The organism is Allobosea sp. ASV33 (assembly GCF_016428755.1).
Lineage (GTDB): Bacteria > Pseudomonadota > Alphaproteobacteria > Rhizobiales > Beijerinckiaceae > Allobosea.
This window is the reverse complement of the sequence record NZ_JAELTI010000037.1, coordinates 22,559-46,126: the sequence shown is the minus strand read 5'-3', so window position 1 is coordinate 46,126 and position 23,568 is coordinate 22,559. Positions and strand designations below refer to the sequence as shown.

The 23,568-nt window shown below is 66.9% G+C and carries 25 protein-coding genes; 7 read left to right on the top strand and 18 right to left on the bottom strand.

Going from position 1 to position 23,568, the window contains the following annotated elements; all coding sequences use genetic code 11:
* Positions 1 to 1,221, bottom strand: a 1,221-nt coding sequence (locus JHD80_RS13165) for a methyl-accepting chemotaxis protein (protein ID WP_199087883.1), incomplete at its 3' end; no start/stop codon positions are given.
* A 394-nt stretch (positions 1,222 to 1,615) separates the two neighbouring features.
* Here JHD80_RS13165 and JHD80_RS13160 point away from each other — a divergent pair.
* From JHD80_RS13160 to JHD80_RS13145, 4 genes are all read left to right on the top strand, one after another.
* Positions 1,616 to 2,911, top strand: a complete 1,296-nt coding sequence (locus tag JHD80_RS13160) for a GGDEF domain-containing protein (RefSeq protein WP_199087881.1) — start codon at positions 1,616 to 1,618, stop codon at positions 2,909 to 2,911.
* A gap of 137 nt (positions 2,912 to 3,048) precedes the next feature.
* Positions 3,049 to 3,498, top strand: a complete 450-nt coding sequence (locus JHD80_RS13155) for a hypothetical protein (protein WP_199087873.1) — start codon at positions 3,049 to 3,051, stop codon at positions 3,496 to 3,498.
* Positions 3,499 to 3,603: 105 nt separating this feature from the next.
* The gene (locus JHD80_RS13150) at positions 3,604 to 4,602 is read left to right on the top strand and encodes an MraY family glycosyltransferase (RefSeq protein ID WP_199087899.1); all 999 of its coding nucleotides are present in this window, start codon (positions 3,604 to 3,606) and stop codon (positions 4,600 to 4,602) included.
* Complete coding sequence (locus JHD80_RS13145; protein WP_199087871.1) at positions 4,595 to 5,524, top strand: NAD-dependent epimerase/dehydratase family protein; 930 nt, start codon at positions 4,595 to 4,597, stop codon at positions 5,522 to 5,524. The genes JHD80_RS13150 and JHD80_RS13145 overlap by 8 nt, the downstream gene beginning before the upstream one ends.
* On the opposite strand, the gene JHD80_RS13140 is transcribed toward JHD80_RS13145, so the two are convergent.
* From JHD80_RS13140 to JHD80_RS13130, 3 genes are all read right to left on the bottom strand, one after another.
* Positions 5,448 to 7,403, bottom strand: a complete 1,956-nt coding sequence (locus JHD80_RS13140) for a nucleoside-diphosphate sugar epimerase/dehydratase (RefSeq protein WP_199087897.1) — start codon at positions 7,401 to 7,403, stop codon at positions 5,448 to 5,450. The genes JHD80_RS13145 and JHD80_RS13140 overlap by 77 nt on opposite strands.
* A 124-nt stretch (positions 7,404 to 7,527) precedes the next feature.
* On the bottom strand, positions 7,528 to 8,124 hold the full coding sequence (locus JHD80_RS13135; RefSeq protein ID WP_199087869.1) for a TetR family transcriptional regulator: 597 nt from the start codon (positions 8,122 to 8,124) through the stop codon (positions 7,528 to 7,530).
* A 177-nt stretch (positions 8,125 to 8,301) separates the two neighbouring features.
* Complete coding sequence (locus JHD80_RS13130) at positions 8,302 to 9,780, bottom strand: cobyric acid synthase (protein ID WP_199087867.1); 1,479 nt, start codon at positions 9,778 to 9,780, stop codon at positions 8,302 to 8,304.
* A 403-nt stretch (positions 9,781 to 10,183) separates the two neighbouring features.
* Here JHD80_RS13130 and JHD80_RS13125 point away from each other — a divergent pair, with 403 nt between their 5' ends.
* Positions 10,184 to 11,332, top strand: coding sequence for an aminotransferase (locus JHD80_RS13125; RefSeq protein ID WP_199087865.1), 1,149 nt, complete (start codon positions 10,184 to 10,186; stop codon positions 11,330 to 11,332).
* 18 nt (positions 11,333 to 11,350) lie between these two features.
* Here JHD80_RS13125 and JHD80_RS13120 read toward each other — a convergent pair whose 3' ends face one another.
* From JHD80_RS13120 to hisF, 7 genes are all read right to left on the bottom strand, one after another.
* Positions 11,351 to 12,673 (bottom strand): hypothetical protein, encoded by a 1,323-nt coding sequence (locus JHD80_RS13120; RefSeq protein ID WP_199087863.1) that lies wholly within the window; start codon positions 12,671 to 12,673, stop codon positions 11,351 to 11,353.
* Positions 12,674 to 12,816: 143 nt separating this feature from the next.
* Positions 12,817 to 13,167 carry a RidA family protein gene (locus tag JHD80_RS13115; protein ID WP_199087861.1) on the bottom strand — a complete coding sequence of 117 codons (351 nt, stop codon included), beginning with the start codon at positions 13,165 to 13,167 and terminating at the stop codon, positions 12,817 to 12,819.
* Between the two features lie 120 nt (positions 13,168 to 13,287).
* Positions 13,288 to 13,734, bottom strand: a complete 447-nt coding sequence (locus tag JHD80_RS13110) for a YqaA family protein (RefSeq protein ID WP_211201058.1) — start codon at positions 13,732 to 13,734, stop codon at positions 13,288 to 13,290.
* On the bottom strand, positions 13,734 to 14,261 hold the full coding sequence (locus JHD80_RS13105) for a DUF1697 domain-containing protein (protein WP_199087859.1): 528 nt from the start codon (positions 14,259 to 14,261) through the stop codon (positions 13,734 to 13,736). The genes JHD80_RS13110 and JHD80_RS13105 overlap by 1 nt, the downstream gene beginning before the upstream one ends.
* 19 nt (positions 14,262 to 14,280) lie before the next feature.
* A complete protein-coding gene (gene coaA, locus JHD80_RS13100; RefSeq protein ID WP_199087893.1) occupies positions 14,281 to 15,255 on the bottom strand; it encodes a type I pantothenate kinase in 975 nt (324 codons plus the stop codon).
* Between the two features lie 81 nt (positions 15,256 to 15,336).
* Positions 15,337 to 15,654, bottom strand: coding sequence for a phosphoribosyl-ATP diphosphatase (locus JHD80_RS13095; RefSeq protein WP_199087857.1), 318 nt, complete (start codon positions 15,652 to 15,654; stop codon positions 15,337 to 15,339).
* Positions 15,655 to 15,832: 178 nt separating this feature from the next.
* Positions 15,833 to 16,597 (bottom strand): imidazole glycerol phosphate synthase subunit HisF, encoded by a 765-nt coding sequence (hisF, locus tag JHD80_RS13090; RefSeq protein WP_199087855.1) that lies wholly within the window; start codon positions 16,595 to 16,597, stop codon positions 15,833 to 15,835.
* Between the two features lie 114 nt (positions 16,598 to 16,711).
* On the opposite strand from hisF, the gene JHD80_RS29275 reads away from it, so the two are divergent.
* Together JHD80_RS29275 and JHD80_RS13085 are read left to right on the top strand one after the other, a co-directional pair.
* Positions 16,712 to 16,993: a hypothetical protein gene (locus tag JHD80_RS29275; protein ID WP_349237262.1), complete on the top strand. Its 282-nt coding sequence runs from the start codon at positions 16,712 to 16,714 to the stop codon at positions 16,991 to 16,993.
* Positions 16,921 to 17,508 (top strand): transporter substrate-binding domain-containing protein, encoded by a 588-nt coding sequence (locus tag JHD80_RS13085; RefSeq protein WP_349237261.1) that lies wholly within the window; start codon positions 16,921 to 16,923, stop codon positions 17,506 to 17,508. The genes JHD80_RS29275 and JHD80_RS13085 overlap by 73 nt, the downstream gene beginning before the upstream one ends.
* Before the next feature lie 145 nt (positions 17,509 to 17,653).
* Here JHD80_RS13085 and hisA read toward each other — a convergent pair whose 3' ends face one another.
* From hisA to argB, 7 genes are all read right to left on the bottom strand, one after another.
* On the bottom strand, positions 17,654 to 18,388 hold the full coding sequence (gene hisA, locus JHD80_RS13080; protein ID WP_199087891.1) for a 1-(5-phosphoribosyl)-5-[(5-phosphoribosylamino)methylideneamino]imidazole-4-carboxamide isomerase: 735 nt from the start codon (positions 18,386 to 18,388) through the stop codon (positions 17,654 to 17,656).
* Complete coding sequence (hisH, locus tag JHD80_RS13075; RefSeq protein WP_199087853.1) at positions 18,376 to 19,032, bottom strand: imidazole glycerol phosphate synthase subunit HisH; 657 nt, start codon at positions 19,030 to 19,032, stop codon at positions 18,376 to 18,378. Before hisH ends, hisA begins: the two co-directional genes overlap by 13 nt.
* A complete protein-coding gene (locus JHD80_RS13070; RefSeq protein ID WP_199087851.1) occupies positions 19,029 to 19,514 on the bottom strand; it encodes a DUF2628 domain-containing protein in 486 nt (161 codons plus the stop codon). The genes hisH and JHD80_RS13070 overlap by 4 nt, the downstream gene beginning before the upstream one ends.
* 9 nt (positions 19,515 to 19,523) lie before the next feature.
* Positions 19,524 to 20,111 carry an imidazoleglycerol-phosphate dehydratase HisB gene (hisB, locus tag JHD80_RS13065; RefSeq protein WP_199087849.1) on the bottom strand — a complete coding sequence of 196 codons (588 nt, stop codon included), beginning with the start codon at positions 20,109 to 20,111 and terminating at the stop codon, positions 19,524 to 19,526.
* A gap of 228 nt (positions 20,112 to 20,339) precedes the next feature.
* Entirely contained in the window at positions 20,340 to 21,536 is a 1,197-nt protein-coding gene (gene metZ, locus JHD80_RS13060; RefSeq protein ID WP_199087840.1) for an O-succinylhomoserine sulfhydrylase, read from the bottom strand.
* 117 nt (positions 21,537 to 21,653) lie between these two features.
* Positions 21,654 to 22,394 carry a pyrimidine 5'-nucleotidase gene (locus JHD80_RS13055; RefSeq protein WP_199087838.1) on the bottom strand — a complete coding sequence of 247 codons (741 nt, stop codon included), beginning with the start codon at positions 22,392 to 22,394 and terminating at the stop codon, positions 21,654 to 21,656.
* Positions 22,395 to 22,604: 210 nt separating this feature from the next.
* Positions 22,605 to 23,501: an acetylglutamate kinase gene (gene argB, locus JHD80_RS13050; protein ID WP_199087836.1), complete on the bottom strand. Its 897-nt coding sequence runs from the start codon at positions 23,499 to 23,501 to the stop codon at positions 22,605 to 22,607.
* Between the last annotated feature and the right edge of the window lie 67 nt (positions 23,502 to 23,568).

Below are 23,568 nucleotides of genomic sequence, written 5' to 3'. Positions count from 1 at the left end.
GTCGATGACGTTGATGATCTCGGCGATATTGGCGGAAGCGCGCTCGATGCGCTCCATCGCCGCAATCGCCGCGGTGACGATGTCGCCGCCGCGATTGGCGATGGCATTGGCCTGTTCGCCCAGCGCCGTCGCCTCCTGCGCCCGCGCCGCGCTCTGCTTGACGGAAGCCGCGAGTTCTTCGGTCGTCGCGGCGGTTTCTTCGAGGCTGCTGGCCTGTTCCTCGGTCCGCTGCGCGAGGTTGCGGCTGTCCTGGTTGATCGTCGAGGAGCCGGCGCTCAGCGTGCCCGAGATGTCGGCCGTCGTCGTCACGACATCGCAGAGCGTCTCGATCAGCGCGTTCACGCCCTCGCAGAGATTGCGCAGGTCGCCGGCCTTGCCGGCCATGTCGATGCGCGGATTGAGGTTCTTCTGCTTGGCGGCCGCGACGACCTCACGGGTTTCTGCGACGGTGAGCTGGAGGGCCTCCTGCGCGCGGCGGCGCTCCGTGATGTCGGAGGCGAACTTGACCACCTTGTACGGCCGCCCCGCCGAATCGAGGATCGGGTTGTAGGTGGCGTGGATCCAGATCCGGCGGCCGCCCTTGCCGAGGCGCAGATACTCGCCCTCGTCGTATTCGCCCCGGCCGAGCTTCGACCAGAAGCGCTTGTATTCATCCGACTGATGCTGCTCCGGCGCGACGAACAGGCGGTGATGCTGGCCCTTGATCTCGTCGAGGCGGTATCCGAGGGCATTCAGGAAATTCTCGTTGGCATCGAGGACGAGGCCGTCGAGGTTGAACTCGATGACGGCCTGCGACTTGCGGATCGCGGCGATCTGGGCTTCCGAATTGGCGATCTCGGCCTTCTGCGCCGTGATGTCGGTCGCGAATTTCACGATCCTGGTCGGTTTGCCGCCGCGCCCCAGGATCGGGGCATAGATCGCCTGCAGCCAGATCGGCGCGCCGTCCTTGCGCAGGCGCAGGAACTGCCCTTCCTGTGGCTCTCCGCGACGCAACGCGCTCCAGAACGCCTTGTAATCGGGAGCGTCGGCCTCGTCCTTGCGCATGAAGAGCGCGTGAGGGCGACCGACGATCTCTGCGAGTTGGTAGCCGGTCGCCGCCAGGAAATTCTCGTTGGCGAGAAGGACCGTTCCCGTGATGTCGAACTCGATCACGGCTTGGGAGCGCTGGATCGCCGCGATCTGCGCTGAAGCGCGGTCACTGCTGAAGAGATTGAAAGCCATTGTCCGTCCCTAACGCGATGTGACGCAGGGAAGAAAGCTCTAGCCAAGTTAAATAACGAATGGTGGCGTCGAAGGGCCTGTTCAACGATTTGTTAAGGAAGTTCAACGGCAAGGCCGCAGTTTACGATTTAGCGCGCTGTTTTGCATATGAACGGCAGTTTTTGGCCGTTTGCGGGCCAAATTCATGGATTTTTGGGAGAAGGAGTGTTAACGCGTTAAGAGGTGTTAACGCATCGCTAACGAGACGCGCGCAGCTTTGTTGTCGTTTGATAACTATAAGATACTATCGGTTGACCTCATCGAGAGCCGATATTCTGCCGGATAAGATGAAATGCTGAGCGCAGCGCTCTGGGAAGACGAAGACTTCGCGCAACTGAAGGTTGAAATCTCAACCTTGAGCAGCGCAATTCCGGCGCCGGTGCGCGCTATGGTGGCAAGCACGGTCCGGCACTTTGCGGTCGAGCTGGTCGACGAACTCTGGAAGGATCTCGCGCACCATGTGCGGGTCCAGGCCCTGTTCGACAGCGAGGTCATCGCTCGCCGGTTTCGGGGCACCCTGTCGCAATGGCTCGTGGATATCTTTCCAAAGGAGCCGATCGAGGCGACGCCCTTCCTCATGCGCCAGGCGGAGATCGGGTCGACGCATGCCCGTATCCAGATTCCGACCTCGCTGAGCCTGCTTGCGGCACGCGTGTTCAAGCGCGGAATCTATAACAATCTCAAGCACACGCGGTTGTCGCGCGACGAATTCGCCCAGGCTGCGCTTTACGTCTCGGGTGTCATCGATGTCGCGACGGCGGCGATCGTCGCCGCCCATCTCAGCGGTCTCGACCGCAACCTGCGGGCGGAGGAAGCGCTTCGCCAGGTCTCGATCGACCATGACTTCCGCGCCGAGCGGGAAAAGCAGAAGGCGTCGCTCGCCGAATGGGCGCAGGCGGTCTTCTTCGGGTCTCATATCGCCGGCGAGGCCGATGGCGTGCTGCCGCTGAGCCGGTCCGAATTCGGTCTGTGGTTCTCCCACCGTGCGAACCTTCTCTTCGGCCGGACCGCGGAATATGCGTCGATCGCCCGGCTGGTGGCCGAGGCGGACGAACTCGTCCGGCGCCTGCATGATGAAGCGGATCCGGCACGACGCGAGAAACTCCTGCGGGAGATCAGGCAGATCGTCGGCCAGATCAACAATCTCCTGAGCGTCCAGTTCAGCCATTCCTTCGACATGGGCAGCGCCAAGGATCCGCTGTCGCGGCTGCTCAACCGCCGCTATCTGCGGGCCGCGATCTCCCGCGAGGTCGCGCTCCGCCGCAAGACGAGCCGGCCCTTCTCGATGATCATGCTCGAGATCTCCCAGTTCGATACGCTGCGCGCCCGTCTCGGCGAGGGCGGCGCCGACACGGTCGTCCAGCAGACGGCCGCCATGCTGCTGAATGCCGTGCGGTCGAGCGACACGGTGTTCAGCATGGGCCGCGAGACCTTCCTGATCATTCGCGTCGGGAGCGATGCCCGGGAGGCGGCGGCGTTCGCCCGCAGCATCGTCGACAGCTATGCGGCGACCCATTTCTCGATCGACGGCCAGACCGTGCTCAAGAACACGCTGAATGTCGGCGTCATCGAATATGACGGCCATCCCGACCCGCGCCGCCTTGTCGACCAGGTCGCGAACGCCTTGCGCAACGAGAAAGGCGGCAAGTGAGCCGCCTGCGCCGGAGGTACGCCGCGATTTTCAGGCTACGCTTTCCGGCTCGCGACAATCCTTTGCCTGGCTTGGGATCGAATCCGCCTCTCGTGTGTTGATCCGCAGCGCCACCGGTTCGGCGCAAGGAGCAGGATATGATGACGATCAGGCAGACAGCCACCACCATCGCCGCCGTTCTGATGCTGGCCACGCCGGCCATGGCGCAGCAACGCGCGCTCGGCCCCTCGACGGGGACCGTACGCCTTGAGCAGGTCCAGGCAGGCTTCATCGCCTCCGGCGAAGCCGGCGGCGGCACTTTGCGCTTTCGCGGCCGCTCCTATCCGGTCACGGTCGGCGGGCTCGGCATCGGCTCGATCGGCGCAGCGCGCTCGGTCGCTATGGGCACGGTCTACGGGCTGCGTCAGGTCTCCGATTTCGCCGGGGCCTATGTCCAGCTCAAGGAGGGCTGGGCGGTCGGTGACGCGGGCCGTGGTACGACTTGGCTGCGCAACGACAAGGGCGTGACGCTCAAGCTCGCCACGCGCCGCCAGGGGCTGCAACTGCAGCTCGGCGCCGATGGCGTGCTGATCGGCTTCCGGAACTAGCCTCGAGCCGCTTCGCTTCACGCGGATAAAGGCGGCGCGGCCTCTAGGCTTTTGCGCCGCCTCGACTATGGTGCGGGCACTTTGGACAACGTGCTCCGCCCTCTGATGATCTGTGCTGCCGCCGCCGTTCTGGCGGCGGTGCTGTGCGTGGTGCTGCGCCCGCTTCTCCTGCGCTATGCGCTGGCGCGGCCGAATGCCCGCTCCAGCCACACGATCCCGACCCCGCAAGGCGGCGGCATTGCCGTGCTCGCCGGGGCTTTCGTCGCATTGGGCCTGCCGCTCTGGCTCGCGCCGGTCGATAGCGAGGCGGCCCGTGCCGTTCTGGTGCTCGCCCTTGCCGTGGCGGGGCTCGGGATCGTCGGTGCCTGGGACGATATCCGGCCCTTGCCGGCCAGTGTCAGGCTGGTGCTTCAGGCGGCCTGCGTCGGTTTCGTGCTGTTTCGCGCCGCGCCGGAACTGCGCCTGTTTCCCGAATTCCTGCCCTTGTCGGTCGAGCGCGCCTTGGCGCTTCTGGCCGGGGTCTGGTTCGTCAATCTCGTCAATTTCATGGATGGGCTCGACTGGATCACGGTCGCCGGCATGGTGCCCGTCGCGGCAGCTCTGGCGCTGGCCGGCATGATGGGCACGATCGACCCGGTCACGGGTTGGCTCGCCGCCGCGCTCTGCGGTGGCCTCCTCGGCTTTGCCCCCTTCAACCGGCCGGTCGCCCGCCTCTTCCTCGGCGATGTCGGCTCGCTGCCGATCGGGCTCCTCACCGCCTACCTGCTTTATCGCCTGGCGGGCACGGGCGCTTTCGCCGCCGCTGTGATCCTGCCGCTCTATCACATCGCCGATTCGACGATCACGCTGCTGCGGCGCCTCGCCCGGGGCGAGAAGGTCTGGGAGGCGCATCGCTCGCATTTCTACCAGCAGGCGACGACGAACGGCTTCAGCGTGATGGGCGTCGTCGGCCGTGTCGCCCTGCTCAACCTGGCGCTTGCCGCGATCGCGGGTGTATCGCTCGCCTGGCCGGCGCTTCCGGTCCAGTTCGCGTGCCTGGCGGTCGGCACCGTGCTGACAGGCCTGCTCCTGCATCGTTTCGCGACAGGGCCTCGCCGTGGCTGAGGGGCGCGTCCTTGTCACCGGCGCGAGCGGCTTCGTCGGCCCGCATGTCGTTGCGGCCCTGATCCAGGCGGGCTATCGTCCGCGCCTCGCCCAGCGCAAGCCGCAGCCGGTCCCGGCCGACGCCGAAGCGGTGGTGACCGGCGATCTGGCGGCTCCCGTCGATTGGCGGGCCGCGCTGGAGGGCGTCGATCATGTCGTGCATCTGGCCGGTCTCGCCCATGCCGGGCCGGGCCTCGACGAGGCTCTCTATAGGCGCATCAACACCGAGGCGACGCTGGAGCTCGCGCGTGCCGCCGAAGCGGCCGGGATCGGGCGCTTTGTCTATCTCTCCTCGATCAAAGCGCTGACCGCCGCCTCCGACGGCCCGCCGCTGCGCGAGGGCATGCCGCCTGTTCCCGGCGACGTCTACGGCCGCTCCAAGCTTGCCGCGGAGCAAGGGCTTGCCGCATGCGATCTCGATTGGATCGCGCTGCGTCCGGTCGTGATCTACGGACCGGGCGTGAAAGCCAACATGGCGGCCTTGCTCAAGCTGGCGCGCTTGCCCATGCCGTTGCCCCTCGGCGGGCTGAAGGCACCGCGCTCGCTGCTTGCTGTCGAGAATCTCGCCGGTGCCATCCTGTTCGCGCTGACGCCGGCTTGTCCGGCGCGGCAGACCTATACGATTGCCGATCCCGAGCCGATCAGTGTCTCGGACATGCTCGCCGCCATGCGCTCCGGGCTGGGGCGTGGCCCCGGCCTGCTGCCGGTGCCGGAAACATGGTTGCGCCGGCTGGCGCGTCTCGCCGGCCGCGAGGAGACCTTCCTGAAGCTGGCCGGCAGCCTCGTGGCCCGGCCGGAGCGGCTGCTCAGCGCTGGCTGGCAGCCGCAGGCAGAGACGAAGACGGCGCTGGCGCGGCTGGCTGCCGCGAGTCGCGCCGGCTGAAATCCGGGATCGCCTCGTCGAGCACGGCATTGGCCGCGGCCTGGTCATTGGCTTTCACGGCGGCCCGGAGCTGCGTCAGCCAGGCCTCGATCCTGGCACGGCCGGCGAAGATCGGCTTGGCAGCCATGATGCCGTCGAGCCCGGTCTCGGCCATCGGTTCGTCGCGGGCGAACAGGATCTCGTTCAAGCGCTCGCCGGGACGGACGCCGGAGACGATGATCTCGATGTCCTCGCCCGGCTCGAAGCCGGCGAGGCGGATCATCCGCTCGGCCAGGTCCATGATCCGCATCGGCTGGCCCATCTTGAGCACGTAGACGGCGGCGCGATCGGCTTCAGCGTCGCCAGCGCGGGCATGGGAGGCGGCGGTCAGCACGAGGTCGCAGGCCTCGCGGATCGTCATGAAATAGCGGATCATCTCCGGGCTGGTGACCGTCACCGGCCCGCCGCGGGCGATCTGCGCCTTGAATTTCGGCACGACCGAGCCGGCCGAGCCCAGCACATTGCCGAACCGCACCGCGACCAGCCGGATGCCGGAATCCGCGGCCACGAGCTCGGCATCCCGCGATTGCGCGTAGATCTCGGCGAAGCGCTTGGTCGCGCCCAGCATCGAGACGGGCTCGATCGCCTTGTCGGTCGAGATCAGCACGAAGGTCCGCGCGCCGGCGGCGACGGCGGCATCAGTGACGTTCACCGAGCCGAAGATATTGGTCTTGATGCCCTCGCTCCAGTCGGCCTCCAGATAGGGCACGTGTTTCAGCGCGGCCGCATGAACGACGATATCGGGCTTGAAGCCGGCGAAGAGCGGCATGATGCGGTCGCGGTCGCGGACATCGGCCAGAACGCCGGAGACCGTGGTGTCGGGCGCCTGAACCGAGAGCTGTTCGCTGATCTGGAAGAGGGCGGGTTCCGAGCTTTCGACGACAAGCAATTCCGCCGCGCCGAAGGCGGCGCAGCGCAGGCAGATCTCGGAGCCGATCGAGCCGCCGCCGCCGGTGACGATGACGCGCTTGCCCTTCAGGAATCCGCCCAGCCGCTCGCGGTCGATGGTGACGGTCGAGCGCACCAGCAGGTCCTCGATCTCCAGCGGGGCGACCTCGGTGTCGCGCACGCCCTCGCCCAGGCTGTCGATGCGCGAGATCGGCAACGCGAGCTTGCGGGTCCGCGCCAGCCATTTTTCCGGCTGCGCTTCCGGCAATAGGGCGGAAGGCGTGGCGACGATGCGTCGGAAGGCTTCCCCGCGCTCAACCGCCTCGCCCGCGATGCGCTCGATATCGCCGAGCAGCCCGAGCACGGGCACGCCGCGGATCGATTGGCCGAGATCGTCGCTGCGCGGCGACAGGATGCCGGCCGGCCGCAAGCGCCGCATCGTGCCGGCTTCCATGGCGCGGATCACCATTTCGACCTCGACGCCGCGCCCGAGCAGCAGCGCAGGCAGGTTCGCCTCGCGCACCGCCGTGGTGCGCGACCGCGCGTATTTGAAATAGCGATAGGCGAGGCGGGGCCCGCCGAGCAGAGCGATCTGGACGAGCCAGTACAGCGCGATCGAGATCTTACCGAAGTAGAAGCCGCCGTAGAAATTCGGCGCGACCAGCACATAGTCGACCGCGAGCAGCGAAACGGTCAGGACCGAGACCGCCTTGACGATGTTCGAGAGGTCCGGCAGCGAGGCGAAGCGCCATTTCGAGCGGTAGAGCGAGAACAGCCAGTAGACCAGCCCGGCATAGGCGACGAAGAAGGGCAGGAAGCGCGGCAGATAGCGCAGATGCTCGACGAGCAGCGCGCCTTCGAAGCGGACGACGAAGACGAGCCAGATCGCCAGTGCCGTGACCGCGAGGTCATGCAGGATGACGGCGAGCTTCTTGAGATTCTGTTTGGGCAGGATGGCCATGTCCGGGCGGTATCCCGCTCCCTCGGCGGCTTGTCAACGCGTCGGAGCATCGGCCTGAAAAGGGGAGAGCGGTTTTCGGGAAAGCCGATGCGAAATCAAAAATCCAGCGGATCGCTCAGTGGGCCTGCGGCCGAGCTTCCAGCGCGCTGAGGACGAAGGCGATCATCTCGTCGGGATTCGGGCCGGGGATGCACTCGCATTGCGTGATCAGCAGCGGGTGCATGAAGCGGATCATCGCCGTGCGGATGCAGCCCGTGGCATGGGCCGGCTCCATCGGCCGGAACTCGCCGCGCGCGATGCCGTCGGCGACGACGCGGCGCAGGACGACATCGAAGCGTTCGATATGGGCGATGATCGCGTCCCAGCTCTCCTCCATCGCGGCGCAGACCATTTCCTGCATCCGGGCATGGCCGGCGAAGCGGGCGGCGTTCAGGCGATAGGAGGTGGCGAGGATGTCGCGCAGCCGCTCGGCGGCCGGCCGGTCCTCGTCGGCGATGGTGGCGATCGCCTCTTCCTGCTCGCGCTTGTAGCGCTCGAGCACGGCCTCGTTGATCGACTTCTTGGAATCGAAGAAGCGATAGACGTTGGCGGGGCTCATCCGCAGGGATTTGGCGATGTCCGCCACGGTCGTCTTCTGGTACCCGATATCGCGGAAGAAGCGCTCGGCGGTGTCGACGATGGTCTGCCTGGTATCGCGTTCGGGGTTGCTCACGGCGCCGCCGGCTGGGTTGTTTCAAACGAATGCAGTGAAGAATTGATCGTTATGACGAATTTCGTCATTCGTCAACATAATGGCGAATAAAGACTTTTGCCTTGATGTGCATCAATCCTCCTGCTCGCTCCTGCCAGGAGAACCGCTGGGGGCGGCTGCGGTTCCCGAAATGACCGCCTACCCCGAAATGCGGGTTTGGGCGAGATCGAGCAGTGTTTGCGTGTCGAAATGGCGTTCCAGATGCGCTGCCAGGGCATCCAGCGTCGCTTCGACCGCGTCTTCGTAATGCAGGCCCGATACGCGCTGCTGGCCGTCGAGGGCAGAAAGCCATGCGGAGCGCACCGCGTCGGAAGCAAAGACGCCATGCAGGTAGCTGCCGGCGACCCGCCCGTCCGGGCTCGCCGCGCCCTCCGCCCGGCCGTCGACGCGGAACGGAGCCCGGGCGGTATCGGCGCCGTCCGTACGGCCGAGGTGTATTTCATAGGCCCGGCCCTCGGTGCCGCTGGCGATATCGGTGAAGCCCACCTCGCGCACGGTCTTCTCGGCGTCGAGCGTGGTTGCGACATCGAGCAGGCCGAGGCCCAGTGCCTCCCCCGGCGGCCCCTCCAGCCCGAGCGGGTCTCGCACGACGCGCCCGAGCATCTGGTAGCCGCCGCAGAGCCCGAGGACGCGCCCGCCCCGGCGGCGATGGGCGAGGAGATCGATATCCCAGCCTTCCCGGCGCAGTGCCGCGAGATCGCGCATCGTCGTCTTGGAGCCTGGCAGGATGACGAGGTCGGCATCGCCCGGCAGCGGTTGCCCCGGGCCGATCATGGCGAGGTCGACATCCGTCTCCAGCTTGAGCGGGTCGAGATCGTCGAAATTGGCGATGCCCGGCAGGACGGGCACGGCGATCCTGATCCGGGCACCGGCTTTGCGTCCCGAGCGGATGTCGAGCCCGTCCTCGGCCGGCAGGCGCACGGCATCGGCAAACCAGGGCACGACGCCGAGGCAGGGCCAGCCAGTGGCCTCGGCGATCGTCGCGACGCCCGGCGCGAACAATTCCACGGCGCCCCTGAAGCGGTTGATCGCGAAGGCGCGGATCATCGCCCGGTCCTCGGCATCGAGCACGGCATGGGTGCCGACGAGGCTCGCGATCACGCCGCCGCGGTCGATATCGCCGATCAGGACGGCCGGCACGTTCGCAGCCCGCGCGAAGCCGAGATTGGCGATGTCGCGCGCGCGCAGGTTCGTTTCGGCCGGCGATCCCGCGCCTTCGACGATGACGAGATCGGCGCCTTCGCTCAGGCGTCCGAAGCTCTCCAGCACCTGCGGCATAAAATCCCCGCGTCGGGCGAAGTCGCGCGAGGCGAGGCGGCCGGCGACGCGTCCTTGCAGGATGATCTGGCTACCCTGCTCGCCCTCCGGCTTGAGCAGCACGGGGTTCATGTCGGGATGCGGCGGGATCCGGGCAGCGCGCGCCTGCAGCGCCTGCGCCCGGCCGATCTCGCCGGCGCCGGTCGCCGCGGCATTGTTCGACATGTTTTGCGGCTTGAACGGGCGCACCTTGAGGCCGCGATTCGCGAAGAGCCGGCACAACCCCGCGACGATCAGCGATTTCCCGACATTGGAGCCGGTGCCGAGGACCATGATCGCGGGAACGGGGGAGCGGGCCATGCGCCTGCTTAGAGCCTGCTGGATTTCGAGGGAAGCAGGGCGTCGTTGCTTCGCTGTGCTCGCAAGGAAGCCGCAGATTCGCGGCCCCGGAGGAGGCGGCAATCTTCACGCAAGGATGGCGAGGGAGCTTGGCGCGGATTTCGCGCGTCGGGAGACGGCTTGCATCATCCTGACAAGGTTCGCCGGCCTCCTACGGCATCCTGCTGCGCCAAAGGGGCGAAGTCGCAACAGGCGTCCGTCGAAGGCCGGCTGAACTGAATAAACACTGAACGCTGACGAATGTCAACATTCATCATTCGCTATTTTCAGCGCCGGGCCGAGATCGATTTTCCGTCGGATGCGCGGGCTGGTCGGGCATGCTAAAGCCAACAGCTCCCGCCTTTGCCGAGCCGATCCGACCGCGATGAATCCGATCCTCTCCGCCCTCCCCACCACCGTCTTCGAGGTGATGTCGCAGCTCGCCCGCGAGACCGGCGCGGTCAATCTCGGCCAGGGCTTCCCGGATGATCCCGGCCCGCTCGATGTCCGCCAGAAGGCCGCCGCGGCGGTCATCGACGGCTGGAACCAGTATCCGCCGATGATGGGCTTGGCCGAACTGCGCGAGGCAGCGGCGAAGCATTACAAGCATTGGCAGGGGCTCGATCTCGATCCCAACAGCGAGATCATGGTGACCTCGGGCGCGACCGAGGCCATCGCCGGCGCGCTGATGGCCCTGATCACGCCGGGCGACGAGGTCGTGCTGTTCGAGCCGATGTACGACGCCTATCTGCCGCTGGTGCGGCGGGCCGGCGGCATCCCGAAATTCGTGACTCTGACCCCGCCGCATTTCGGCCTGACCGAGGAGGCGCTGGCGAAAGCCTTCTCGCCGAAGACCAGGGTCGTGCTGTTCAACAACCCGCTCAACCCGACGGCGACGATCTTCGGCAAGGCCGATCTCGACCTGCTCGCCGATTTCTGCATCCGCCACGATGCGATCGTGGTCTGCGACGAGGTCTGGGAGCATGTCGTCTTCGACGGGCACCGTCACGCATCGGTGCTGGGGCGGCCGGACATGCGCGAGCGCACGGTCAAGATCTCGTCCGCCGGCAAGATCTTCTCGCTGACCGGCTGGAAGGTCGGATTGGTAATGGCCGCGCCGGCTATCATGCGCGTGCTGTCCAAGGCGCATCAGTTTCTGACCTTCACCACCCCGCCGAACCTGCAGGCCGCCGTCGCCTACGGGCTCGGCAAGGATGACGGCTATTTCGAGGGCATGCGCGCCGATTTCCAGCGCTCGCGCGATCGTTTCGCGGCTGGACTGCGCGATCTCGGCTTCACGGTCCTGCCGAGCGCCGGCACCTATTTCCTCAATGTCGACATCGCCCCGCTCGGCGAGAGCGACGATGTCGATTTCTGCCGCAGGTTGGTGACCGAGAACGGCGTCGCGGCGATCCCGGTCAGCGCGTTTTATGCGGAGGGTGCGGTGAAGAACGTCGTCCGCTTCTGCTTCGCCAAGCGCGACGCGACGCTGGATGCGGCGCTGGAGCGGCTGGCCGCCCGCCGGCCGCGCTGAGGTGAAAGTTCGGCGGGATCAGCCGCCGATCAGTTTGGTCGCCGTCGCGCCAGCCGCTCCGAGCCGCTTCTGAAGGTCGGCGGCGACCGCGCCGCCATTGGTGGCCTGCCCAGCGGTCTGGGTGGCTGCCATCAACTGCGTCAGCGCCTGTTGCGCGAGCGTCTTGTCCTTGTTGCGGCGCGCGAGCTGCAGCATGGCCTCGGCCTGGTTCGCTGATGTCTGTGCCCAGAGCAGCGGTGCGCGATCCTGGCGATACTCCTCCAGCGCCGCGGCGAAGGCGGCGATCGCCTCCTCGATCACGACGGGCTCGCTGTAACGCTCGCCCATCGCGGCCAGCACGCCGCCCATCTGGTCCTGCAGCTCGGCCCAGCGCAGGGGCGTGCGGCTGCGATCGGTCGCCTGCGAGACCCGATTCAGGCCGTTGAAGGCGCGCTCGAGCAGGGACAGGTCGCTACGGCGCCGGCCGAGCGTGGCGCGGGCGCGCGAGATCATGTGCTCGGCCTCGAGCCAGCGGGCCTCGTCGTCGCTGCGCTTCCAGACGGCGAGCGCGGTCGCATAGGTCGCGACCGCCTCTTCGAGCAGGTTGTCGTCCTTCTGCGAGACGCCGAGATTGACCGCAAGCCGGCCCAGCCGCAGCTTCAGCGCGCGCCAGAGCGCGGGGGCTTCGTCATGGCGGAGGTCTTCGAGCCCGGCCCGGCAATGAGCCAGCGCCTCGCCGAGCAGCTTGGCGTCGCCGGTGAGCGCGGCCAGTTTGTCGAGTGCGGCGGCCAGCGCGTCTTGGACCCCGGCGAAAGCGATGGTATCGGCCAGGCTGTCCAGGCCTTCGAGCAGGCGCCGGAGCACCGGGATGGCGGCGTCATAGCCGTCGCGCCCCCCGAAATCCTCGCTGATCCGCGCCAGCGCCTTCGCCTGCTCCAGCGCGGCCTCGCGGCTGCGGTCGATCGCGGCGAGGCCGATCAGGGCGGAGGCTTCGCCATGGCGCGCGGCGGCTTCGCGATAGGCCTCGGCGGTGGTGCGCAGGAAACTGAGCGATGCCCGGTCGGCCCGATTCTCGCCGATCAGCAGCCGGCGTTCGAGCGGGAGGGCCGACAGGTCGGTGGAGCCGCCGATGGCGTGCAGTTCGGCCTGGGCGAGGCTCTTATCGGCCTCGGCGAAGCGGCCCGCGGCGATCGCGGTCGCCGCCTCTTGGCGCAGGCGCCTGATCTCGTCGTCGCCCAATGGCGCGGAAAGGCGTGTCGTCAGCGCCAGAAAATCGGTCGCCTTGCGGTTGAGCAGAGCATCGCTCGGCAAGGCGGTGCCGGCACGGCGCAGCCAGTCCGCCATCATGGCCGCCATCGCCATCGGCGATATGCCGCGATGCCCGGCGACGCGCGCCAGGAGCGGAGCGATCTGGTCGGATTGGCTGATGGTTGCCTCCCGCTCCCGCCCGGTTGGTGACAGGGACCGCGGCGCGCCCGCCTGGACGCGCCGCGATCGAACGCGATTTACTTCGCGGCGATGACCGCGATCTCGACGGTGAACTGTGGCGCGGCCAGCTTGGCCTCGACCGTGGCGCGGCCCGGCGTGGCCCCAGCGACGACCCACTTGTCCCAGACGGCATTCATCTCGGCGAAGGTCGACATGTCGGAGAGCCAGATATTGACCATCAGCAGCTTCGTCTTGTCGGTGCCGGCCTCGGCCAGGAGGCCGTCGATGATGCCGAGAATGTCGGCCGTCTGCTCGCCGACGCTCTTGCCGGCAGCCTTGTCCGCGACCTGGCCGGCCAGATAGACGGTGTTGCCGTGCACGACGGCCTTGGACATGCGCGGGCCGACGCCGATACGGTTAATGCTCATAATCTGATCTCCTTGAACGGACGCTTCGCTGGTAGCCCGGCCCGCCCGGTTTCGCAAACGATATGCGGATGACCCAACGGAAGTCTCGCCCGAAAATGCGATCGGCCGGTTCGCGGACGCTCAGGCGAAGCTCGCCCACCCCGCCCAGAGTGCCGCATAGCGCCCGGCCTTGCCGATCAGGACGAGCAGGGTGAAGCGCCAGAACGGATAGTTCAGCGTGCCCGCCGCGAAAGTGAGGGGATCGCCGACGATCGGCAGCCAGGCGAGCAGCAGCGAGGGCCAGCCGAAGCGGGCGAACAGGCCCTGCGCCTGGGCGAAGCGTTTCGGATCGGGTCGCAGCCGGGCCGGCAGCCTGTCGACGCCGTACCGCGCGATCATCAGGCCGAGCCACCAGTTGAGGATCGAGCCGGCCGTGTTCGCGATGCTCGCGGTCAGGAAGAGCGCGAGCGGGTCGACGCTCTTCGCCGCGAGAAGCCCGATGAAGACGGCTTCCGACTGTGCGGGTAGCAAGGTGGCGGCGACGAAGGCCGCGACCGCCATCGCGGCAAGGGAAGACAGAGCGTCCATCACGCGAGCATCGCGGCCAGAGCCTTGACCGTGTTGGCGTTGCGCAGCGTGCCGATGCCGAGCTTCCTGGTCGTCAGGTGCGAGAGCAGCCGCACCTCGCTCGGCTCGCCGGCGAAATCGATCCAGAGATCGCCGTCGACAAGGGCAAGCGCCATGCCGGGCCTCGCGAAGGCCTCGAGCCCGGGCAGGACCGCCGGCCCGAGCGGTTGGCGCATGACGCGGATGCCGATCTCGGCGCCGTTCCTCTCCGGGAAGGGGTTCTGCGCGGCGAGCCGCTTCCAGGCCGGCGCCGTACGCAGGATGATGTCGACGGGCTTGCCGAAGCGGTCGCGGAAACCGGCTTCCAGCCGCTCTTCGATCGTCGCGAGCGGCGCTTCCTCGCCCTCGAAGATCAGGTTGCCCGTGGCAACCCAGGTCCGCGGATTGGCGAAGCCGAGCCCTGACGCCATGGCCTTCAGGTCGGCCATCACCACGCGCCGGCCGGGGCCGAGCACGATCGAGTGCAGCAGGGCGACATAGGTCGTCATCGCGATCGTGCGGCGGGCGCTACAGCCGGCGCAGCGCTACCTGCTGGATGCGATGGCTCGCGCCCTTGGTCAGGATCAGGCTGGCGCGCTGGCGGGTCGGCAGGATGTTGTCCTGCAGGTTCGGCAGGTTGATGCCGGTCCACAGCTTCTCGGCGATGGCGAGCGCCTCCTCCTCGCCGATCTCCGCATATTTGCGGAAGAACGAGCGCGGATCGCGGAAGGCCGTCTGGCGCAGCGTCATGAAGCGGTTGACGTACCAGCGGTGCAGGTCGTTCTCGTCGGCGTCGAGATAGACCGAGAAATCGAAGTAGTCGGAGACGAAGGGGATGGCCGTGCCGTCCTTCGGCATCCGGCTCGGCTGCAGGACGTTGAGCCCTTCGAGGATCAGGATGTCCGGCCGCTCGACGGTCACCGTCTCGCCGGGCACGACGTCATAGACGAGGTGCGAATAGACCGGCGCGCTCACGCGCGGCTTGCCGGCCTTGACGTCCGAGAGGAAGCGCAGGATCGCCGCGCCGTCATAGCTCTCGGGGAAGCCCTTGCGCTGCATCAGCCCGCGCCGCTCCAGTTCGGCATTGGGCAGCAGGAAGCCGTCCGTGGTGACGAGCTCGACCTTCGGCGTGTTCGGCCAGCGCGAGAGCAGCGCCTTGAGCACGCGCGCCGTAGTCGACTTGCCGACTGCGACCGAGCCGGCGACGCCGATGACATAGGGCACCTTGGGCTCGGACTCGGCCATCAGGAAGCGCTGCGTCGCCTTGAACAGCCCCTGCGTCGCCGCGACATAGAGCGAGAGCAGGCGCGACAGCGGCAGGTAGATCGCCACGATCTCGTCGAGCGAGATCGGGTCGTTGATCGATTGCAGCTTGGTGAGGTCGTCGACCGAGAGCGTCAGCGGCTGATCGGCGCGCAGATGCGCCCACTCGTCGCGCGAGAACAGGCGATAGGGCGAGACCAGATCGCGTTCGGGCGGGGAGGAGATCAGGCGCTGGTCCATGACGCGGCCCGCAATCCAGGCTTCGAGGTTCAAGGGAGGGTCATCCTGGCAGGTCCATCCTCACGCAACTCAACCGGCTGATTACCGGGGCCGGGCCGCCTTTTCCGCCAGTCCGGAGCGGGCCGTACGCGCCTCAAGCTGGCTCAAGACGTCTTGCAATGCAACATCGCGCGCCCGGAGCACAACCAAAAGATGATAGAGCACGTCGGCGCTCTCGGCGATCAGCTCGGCCCGGTCGCCCTTCACGGCGGCGATGACGGCCTCCACGGCCTCCTCGCCGAATTTCTTGGCGGCGCGCTCGGGCCCGGCGGCCAGCAGCTTCGCCGTCCAGGATTCCTCGGGCGAGGCCGCGGCGCGCTCGGCGATGCGGGCTTCGAGATCGGCGAGGGTGAAGGTCATGTCTCGTTTGCCTCGCCGTCACTCCGGGGCACTGCGCAGCAGTGAGCCCGGAACCCAGAACCGATGCCCTGTCCGGTTGATGCGATGAAGCCGGCGTCTCTCCCGGAACCGGCCTCGGTCCTGGGTTCCGGACTCGGACCTGCGGTCCGCCCCGGAATGACGGAAGCACCCTGCTTCATCAGTCCAGCCTCATCCGGAGGCCGGCTTCCGCCATATGCGCCTTGGCCTGTCCGACCGTGTAGGTGCCGAAATGGAAGATCGAGGCGGCGAGCACGGCCGAGGCATGGCCTTGCGCGACGCCGGCCACGAGATCGTCGAGATCGCCGACGCCGCCCGACGCGATGACGGGCACCGAGACCGCGTCCGCGATCACCCGCGTCAGGCCGAGATCGTAGCCGACCTTGGTGCCGTCGCGGTCCATCGAGGTGACCAGCAATTCGCCGGCGCCGAGCGAGACGACCTCGCGCGCGAAGGCGGTCGCTTCGATGCCGGTGGCGTTGCGCCCGCCATGGGTGAAGATCTCCCAGCGGCCGGGCGAGACCTGCTTGGCGTCGATGGCGACGGTGATGCACTGCGCGCCGAATTTCTCGGCCGCTTCCCTGACGAATTGGCGGTTGGTCACGGCGGCGGTGTTGATCGCGACCTTGTCGGCGCCTGCGAGCAGCAAGGCGCGGATATCCTCGACCTTGCGCACCCCGCCGCCGACGGTGAGCGGCATGAAGCAGGCCTCGGCGGTGCGTGTCACCACATCGAGCAGGGTGCCGCGGTTCTCATGGCTCGCCGTGATGTCGAGAAAGCAGAGCTCGTCCGCCCCGGCTGCGTCATAGGCCTTGGCCGCCTCGACCGGGTCGCCGGCATCGACGAGGTCGACGAATTGCACGCCCTTGACGACACGGCCGTCCTTGACGTCGAGGCAGGGGATGATGCGGGTCTTCAGGGTCATCGGCGGGTCTCGGCCGGATGGAGGACGGCCCATCTAAACCATTGCGGTGGCAGTTGACAGTGTTTCGCGCAGGTTCCTTCCTTGCAGGCCTCCGTCCCGCATGCCGAGGTTCCCATGATGCGCTTTTCCTCGCTTCTCCGCTTGCGCCTGCTGCTCCCCGTCCTGTCCTTCGGGATGACCCTTGCCGGTGCCGTCCATGCGGAGACGGCGCCGAGCCTGCTCGACACCGTCCAGAGCCGCGGCGCGCTGCAGGTCTGCACCACCGGCGACTACAAGCCCTTCACCCTGGCGAAGGACGGCTCCTTCGAGGGCATCGATACGAGCTGGCGAAATCGCTCGCCAAGGCGCTCGGCGTCGAGGCCAAGTTCGTCCAGACCAAATGGGCCGATCTGCTGACCGATATGGGCTCTGGCAAATGCGACGTCGCGATGGGCGGCATCTCGGTCACGCTCGACCGGCAGAAGAAGGTGTTCTTCTCCGCGCCCTATCTCGTCAACGGCAAGGCGCCGATCGTGCGTTGCGCCGATAAGGCGAAGTTCCAGAGCGTCGCCGATATCGACAAGCCGGAGACCCGCGTCATCGTCAATCCCGGCGGCACCAACGAGCGTTTCGTGCGGGCGAATTTCAAGCAGGCCAAGATCGAGGTCTTCCCGGACAACGTCACGATCTTCGACCAGATCCTCGCCGGCAAGGCCGACCTGATGATCGCCGAGTCGATCGAGGTGAAGGTGCAGGAAAAGGCCAAGCCCGGCCTCTGCGCGGTCAATCCCGACGAGCCGCTGCAATATGGCGAGATGGGCTACATGCTCCCGCGCGGCGACGCGACCTTCAAGGCCTTCGTCGACCAGTGGCTGCATCTGGCCAAGGCGACGGGCGAGTTCGCGAAGATCTACGACCAGTTCGTGCGCTGATCGACAACCACTACGCCGTCATCCCGGACAAGCCGCTCTTGGCGGCGCCGATCCGGGATCCATGCCGGAGCGCTGCCGACGAAGGTTCAGGAATGGATCCCGGGTCCGCGCTTCGCTTGCCCGGGATGACCTGCGTGGGATGAAATTACGCCGCCAGCCGCTTCAGCGCCGTGGCGGGATCGATCCGCCCGTCATAGAGCGCCCGGCCGGTGATCGCGCCTTCGAGGATTGCGGCATCGTCGGCGCAGAGGCGCTCGATATCGGCCATGGAGGCCAGCCCGCCTGAGGCGATGACCGGGATCGACACAGCCTGCGCCAGCGCGATCGTGCCCTCCCAGTTGATGCCCTCCAGCATGCCGTCGCGGGCGATATCGGTGTAGATGATCGCGGCGACGCCGGCATCCTCGAAGCGCCGGCCGAGATCGGCTGCCGCGAGCGAGGAGGTCTCGGCCCAGCCTTCCACGGCCACGAAGCCGTCGCGCGCGTCGATACCAACAGCGACCTGCCCCGGGAATGCCTTCGCCGCCTCGCGCACGAAGCCGGGATCGCGCACCGCCGCCGTGCCGATGATGACGCGCCGGATACCTTTCTCCAGCCAGCCGGCGACCGTCTTCATATCGCGGATGCCGCCGCCGAGCTGCACCGGAAACGCCACGCGCTTCAGGATCGCCTCGACCGCCGCCGCATTCATCGGCTTGCCGGCGAAGGCGCCGTCGAGATCGACGACATGCAGCCACTCGAAGCCCTGGGCCTCGAACTCCGCCGCCTGCGCCGCCGGATCGTCGTTGAAGATGGTAGCCTGAGCCATGTCGCCCTGCTTCAGCCGGACGCAGCGGCCTTCTTTCAGGTCGATTGCGGGAAAGAGGATCATGGTGCCCAGTTCAGAAAATTCGTGATGAGCTTCAGCCCCAGCTTCTGGCTCTTCTCGGGGTGGAACTGCGTGCCGGCAACGTTGCCATGCGCCACCATCGCGGTGACCGGCCCGCCATGGTCGGTCAGGGCCAGCACGTCCTGCGCGCGGGACGCCGCCAGCGCATAAGAGTGCACGAAATAGGCATGCAGCCCTTGCGGGCCGGTCTCGATTCCGTCGAGCAAGGGATGCTCGTCCTGCTTGTGCAGGGTGTTCCAGCCCATATGCGGGATCTTGAGGGCGTCGTCCGTCGGCTTGATCAGCGTGACGTCGCCGGGAATCCAGCCGAGCCCCTGCGTCACCGTGTATTCCAGCCCGCGCGAGGCCAGCAACTGCATACCGACGCAGATGCCGAGGAAAGGCCGGCCCTTCTGCCTGACGACCTCTTCCAGCGTCTCGACCATGCCGGGCACGGCATCGAGCCCGCGCCGGCAATCGGCGAAGGCGCCGACGCCCGGCAGCACGATGCGGTCGGCCGCGCGCACGATATCGGTGTCGCTGGTGACATGGATGGTCGAAGGAAGGCCGGCTTCCGCCGCCGCCCGCTCGAAGGCCTTTGCGGCCGAGTGCAGGTTGCCCGAGCCGTAATCGATGATCGCGACGCTCTGGCTCATCGTCCGCGCGCCTCCGGAAACAGGCCGATGATCGGCAGCGGCCCGCTCGGACGGGGCGCGGCCGGGGTGGGTGCCGGCTCGACGCGCGGCAGCGCCGCTTCGCCGGCCAGCGCCCGCTCGAAATAGCGGCGCTCGGCCTCGGCCAGCGTGCGGGCCTCGACGACATCGGCGGGCCGCCAGCCCTGGCGCGTCAGCTTGCGGACGACGAGATTATTGCCCTCGACGCCTAGGAACACGGCGATCGACCAGTAGATCAGCCCGAGCGCGGTCGGATGCAGCCCGAACCGGCTGTTCAGATAGAAGACGACCGCCCAGACCAGCACGAGGATCAGCGTCGCCAACCAGAGCCGCTTGCCGAGCAGCCAGAGGCCCGTGAGCAGGAAGGCGCCCCAGGCGAAGTGCTCGGGGATCAGCCGCGCCTGCTCGATCTCCTCGCGCCGGTCGCCTTCCGGCGGCGGCGTCATGACGGTGTAGAACGGCATCGGGACCTCCTACAGCGCGCCCTTGGTCGAGGGCACGCGATCGCCCTCGCGCGGATCGACGTCGAGCGCCTGGCGCAGCGCCCGCGCCAGCCCCTTGAAGCAGCTCTCGGCGATATGGTGGGCGTTGTCGCCATAGAGCGTCTCGACATGCAGCGTGATGCCGGCATTGATCGCGAAGGCCTGGAAGAACTCGCGCACGAGCTCGGTATCGAAGGTGCCGATCTTCTGCGCCTTGAATTCGGTGCGGAAGACCAGGAACGGCCGGCCGGAAACGTCGACGGCGACGCGCGTCAGCGTCTCGTCCATCGGCAGATGGACATCGGCATAGCGCCGGATGCCCTTCTTGGTGCCGAGCGCCTGCTTCAGGGCCTCGCCCATGGCGATGCCGGCATCCTCGACCGAATGGTGGTCGTCGATATGCGTGTCGCCCTTCACCTTGACCGTGAGATCGATCAGCGAATGGCGGGCGAAGAGGTCGAGCATATGGTCGAAGAAGCCGACGCCGGTGGCGATCTCGGCCTTGCCGGTGCCGTCTATCAGGAGCGAGACCGCGATATCGGTCTCGTTGGTGCGGCGCTTCACTTCGCCCGAACGCATGCTGGCCTCTCAAGCCTTTAGCGGGAAACGGCCACGCTTTAGCAGGGGCGGGCGACGATGGCCACAGGCGCGACCTTGCCCAAACCCTCGGCGTCATCCCGGACAAGCCGCGAAGCGGCGCCGATCCGGGATCCATGCCTGAACCTTTACCGGAAGCGCTCCGGCATGGATCCCGGGTCTAGCTTCGCTTCGCCCGGGATGACGACGCAGGTTCTTGCGCGAAAAGCCTCAAACCTTCGCCAGCGCCTGCTCCAGATCGGCGATCAGGTCGTCAGGGTGCTCAAGGCCGATCGAGAGGCGGACCAACCCGTCGCTGACGCCCATCGCGGCGCGCACTTCCGGCGTGAAGCGCTGATGCGTCGTCGTCGCCGGGTGGACGATCAGGCTCTTGGCGTCGCCGAGATTGTTCGAGATGCGGATCAGCTTGCAGGCGTCGAGCAGGCGATAGGCGCCGTCCTTGCCGCCTGGCACCTCGAAGGCGATCATCGTCGAGGGGCCGCTCATCTGGCGCTTGATGATCTCGGCCTGCGGGTGGTTCTTGTGGCCGGGGAAGATCACCTTGGTCGGCTTGCTCTGCGCCGCCAGCCAGTCGGCTACAGCTGTGGCGTTCTGCGCCTGCTTGGCGACGCGCAAGGGCAGCGTCTCCAGCGCCTTCAGCATCACCCAGGCATTGAAGGGCGAGAGGATCGGGCCGGTCTGGCGCAGGTAGTTCTGGATATCGGCCTCGATCAATTCCTTCGAGCCGAGGATCAGGCCGCCGAGGCAGCGGCCCTGGCCGTCGATATGCTTGGTCGCGGAATAGACGACGATATCGGCGCCGAGTTCGAGGGGACGCTGGTAGAGTGGCGTGGCGAAGACATTGTCGACGACGAGCTTGGCGCCTGCTTCCTTCGCGATCGCGGCGATGGCGGCAATATCCAGCACTTCCAGCGTCGGGTTCGACGGCGATTCCAGGAAGAACAGCTTGGTGTTGGGGCGAACCGCCTTGCGCCAGGCGTCGAGATCGGTGCCTTCGACCAGCGTCGTCTCGACGCCGTAGCGCGGCAGATGGTCCTCGATGATGTAGCGACAGGAGCCGAACAGCGCGCTCGCGGCGACGACATGATCGCCCGCCCGCACCGGCGCCATCATCGCCGCGGTGACGGCCGCCATGCCGGTCGCGGTGGCGCGGCAGGTCTCGGCGCCTTCGAAGGAGGCCATGCGGGCCTCCAGCATCGCCGTGGTCGGATTGCCGAGCCGGCCGTACTGGAAGCCGGGATCGGTGTTCAGGAAGCGGCCCTCGGCCTGCGCGGCATTGTCGTAGACATGGCCCTGCGTCAGATACAGGGCCTCGGACGTCTCGCCGAACTGCGAGCGCTGGATGCCGTCATGGACGAGGCGGGTCTCGGGATGCAGCTTGGCTGCGGCTTTGTCCGGTGACGGCATGGAACTCTCGATCCGTTCTTTATAACGGACAGGAGCAGTATCAGCTCCCAAGGAGTTCGTAAAGAAGAACGGAATTTCCTTTTTTAGGGAACCCTGGCGGGAGGAAACGCCTCCTGTTCAGGCTTGCCGTTCGCCGGACCGTCCGAGCGGCCTGAGGAAGCCCGTAAGGTCGGCCGTGACATGATGGACATGGCCGGCATCGATCGCGGCTTGCTCCCAGGCTTCGCGGAAGGGGTCGGGCGTCTGCGGGATGATCAACACGGTTTTCATGCCGAGGTCGCTCGGCACGATCAGATTCTTTTCGATATCCTCGAACATCGCGGCGCGGCCGGGATCGACCGAGTGCTTGGCGAGGAAATTCTCGTAGGTCGCGCGCTCGGGCTTCGGCAGGAAGCCGGCATGGACGATGTCGAAGATATCCTCGAACTGGTCGAGGATGCCGAGCTTGCCGGCGACGTTCCTGGCGTGGCCGACCGAGCCGTTGGTCAGGATCAGCTTGCGGCCGGGCAAGGCCGCCAGCGCCGCGCCAAGCTCCGGATTGGGCTCGAGCAGCGTCAGGTCGATATCATGGGCGAAGTCGAGGAACCGATCGGGGTCGATCTGGTGCTCCTCCATCAGCCCTTTCAGCGTCGTGCCGTAGCGATGATAGTAATATTGCCGCAGCGCATGCGAGGACAGGCCGTCCAGCCCGAACAATTCCTGCAGGAACAGCGTGATGCGCTCGTTGACCTGCGGCCAGACGCGGCTCTCATGCGAGTACAGCGTGTTGTCGAGATCGAAGATCCAGTGATCGACATGCGCGAAGTCTTCCGCCGTCAGGGGCGGGGTCGCGGCTGGGGTGTCTGCGAGTATGTTCATCGGACTCCGAGATGTGGCGAGCCGGAGTCTGCGCCGCAAGTCCTTGGCGGGGGCTTAATGGTTGTCGTGCCCGAAACCCTCCCCGCCGTCATTCCGGACAAGCCGCGAGCGCGGCGCCGATCCGGAATCCATCGAAGCGCGCTGCGCTCTATGATGGATTCCGGGTCTTCGCTACGCTTCGCCCGGAATGACGGGGATGGAGACGTTCCGTCAACGCCGGATGATCGTGCCGGCGCCGGTATCGGTGAAGAGCTCGATCAACGCCGCATGCGGCACCTTGCCGTCGAGGATGACGACCGCCTCGACGCCCTTCTCCAGCGCGTAGATGCAGGTCTCGATCTTCGGGATCATGCCGCCGGAGATCGTGCCGTCGGCGATCAGGTGGCGGCATTCCTCGACCGTAAGCTCGGGGATGAGCTGCTTGTCCTTGTTCAGGACGCCCGGCACGTCGGTGAGCAGCAGCAGGCGCTTGGCGTTGAGCGCGCCCGCGATGGCGCCGGCGAAGGTGTCGGCATTGACGTTGTAGGTCTGGCCGTCGGCGGCGGCGCAGACCGGCGCCAGAACCGGGATCAGCTCGGCCTTGAGCACCGCGTCGAGCACAGTCGTGTTGACCTTCTCGGGCTCGCCGACGAAGCCGAGGTCCAGGACCTCCTCGATCTTGGAATCGGGATCGACGACGGTGCGCGTCACCTTGCGGGCGGTGACCATGTTGCCGTCCTTGCCGCAGAGCCCAATGGCGCGGCCGCCCTCGCGGCTGATGTAGCCGACGATCTCCTTGTTGACCGAGCCGGCCAAGACCATCTCGACGACCTCGACGGTCGCCTCGTCGGTGACGCGCAGGCCCTGCTTGAACTCGGACTGGATGCCGAGCTTCTTCAGCATCGCCGCGATCTGCGGGCCGCCGCCATGGCAAACGACCGGTTTCAGGCCGGACTGCTCGAGCAGCACGATATCCTCGGCGAAATCCTCGGCGGTCGCCGCGTCGCCCATGGCGTTGCCGCCATACTTGATGACGATGATCTCCTGGTCGTAGCGCTGCATATGCGGCAGCGCCTGCACCAGCAGCTCGGCGGATTGCGACGGCGTCAGGTTGGGATGGTCGGTCATTCGGGCAGGCTCCGCGCGGCCGCAAGGACAGATGCGGGGCGCTTCTAGCTCAAGATCGACCGAGGCG

Bases quoted from the DNA above. Each gene is read 5' to 3' on its own strand.
- JHD80_RS13155 (WP_199087873.1), top strand. From the start codon at position 3,049: ATGATGACGATCAGGCAGACAGCCACCACCATCGCCGCCGTTCTGATG.
- JHD80_RS13150 (WP_199087899.1), top strand. From the start codon at position 3,604: ATGATCTGTGCTGCCGCCGCCGTTCTGGCGGCGGTGCTGTGCGTGGTG.
- JHD80_RS13130 (WP_199087867.1), bottom strand. From the start codon at position 9,780: ATGGCCCGCTCCCCCGTTCCCGCGATCATGGTCCTCGGCACCGGCTCC.
- JHD80_RS13125 (WP_199087865.1), top strand. From the start codon at position 10,184: ATGAATCCGATCCTCTCCGCCCTCCCCACCACCGTCTTCGAGGTGATG.
- JHD80_RS13120 (WP_199087863.1), bottom strand. From the start codon at position 12,673: ATGGCGATGGCGGCCATGATGGCGGACTGGCTGCGCCGTGCCGGCACC.
- JHD80_RS13115 (WP_199087861.1), bottom strand. From the start codon at position 13,167: ATGAGCATTAACCGTATCGGCGTCGGCCCGCGCATGTCCAAGGCCGTC.
- JHD80_RS13110 (WP_211201058.1), bottom strand. From the start codon at position 13,734: ATGGACGCTCTGTCTTCCCTTGCCGCGATGGCGGTCGCGGCCTTCGTC.
- JHD80_RS13105 (WP_199087859.1), bottom strand. From the start codon at position 14,261: ATGACGACCTATGTCGCCCTGCTGCACTCGATCGTGCTCGGCCCCGGC.
- coaA (WP_199087893.1), bottom strand. From the start codon at position 15,255: ATGGACCAGCGCCTGATCTCCTCCCCGCCCGAACGCGATCTGGTCTCG.
- JHD80_RS13095 (WP_199087857.1), bottom strand. From the start codon at position 15,654: ATGACCTTCACCCTCGCCGATCTCGAAGCCCGCATCGCCGAGCGCGCC.
- hisF (WP_199087855.1), bottom strand. From the start codon at position 16,597: ATGACCCTGAAGACCCGCATCATCCCCTGCCTCGACGTCAAGGACGGC.
- JHD80_RS29275 (WP_349237262.1), top strand. From the start codon at position 16,712: ATGATGCGCTTTTCCTCGCTTCTCCGCTTGCGCCTGCTGCTCCCCGTC.
- hisH (WP_199087853.1), bottom strand. From the start codon at position 19,032: ATGAGCCAGAGCGTCGCGATCATCGATTACGGCTCGGGCAACCTGCAC.
- JHD80_RS13070 (WP_199087851.1), bottom strand. From the start codon at position 19,514: ATGCCGTTCTACACCGTCATGACGCCGCCGCCGGAAGGCGACCGGCGC.
- hisB (WP_199087849.1), bottom strand. From the start codon at position 20,111: ATGCGTTCGGGCGAAGTGAAGCGCCGCACCAACGAGACCGATATCGCG.
- metZ (WP_199087840.1), bottom strand. From the start codon at position 21,536: ATGCCGTCACCGGACAAAGCCGCAGCCAAGCTGCATCCCGAGACCCGC.
- JHD80_RS13055 (WP_199087838.1), bottom strand. From the start codon at position 22,394: ATGAACATACTCGCAGACACCCCAGCCGCGACCCCGCCCCTGACGGCG.
- argB (WP_199087836.1), bottom strand. From the start codon at position 23,501: ATGACCGACCATCCCAACCTGACGCCGTCGCAATCCGCCGAGCTGCTG.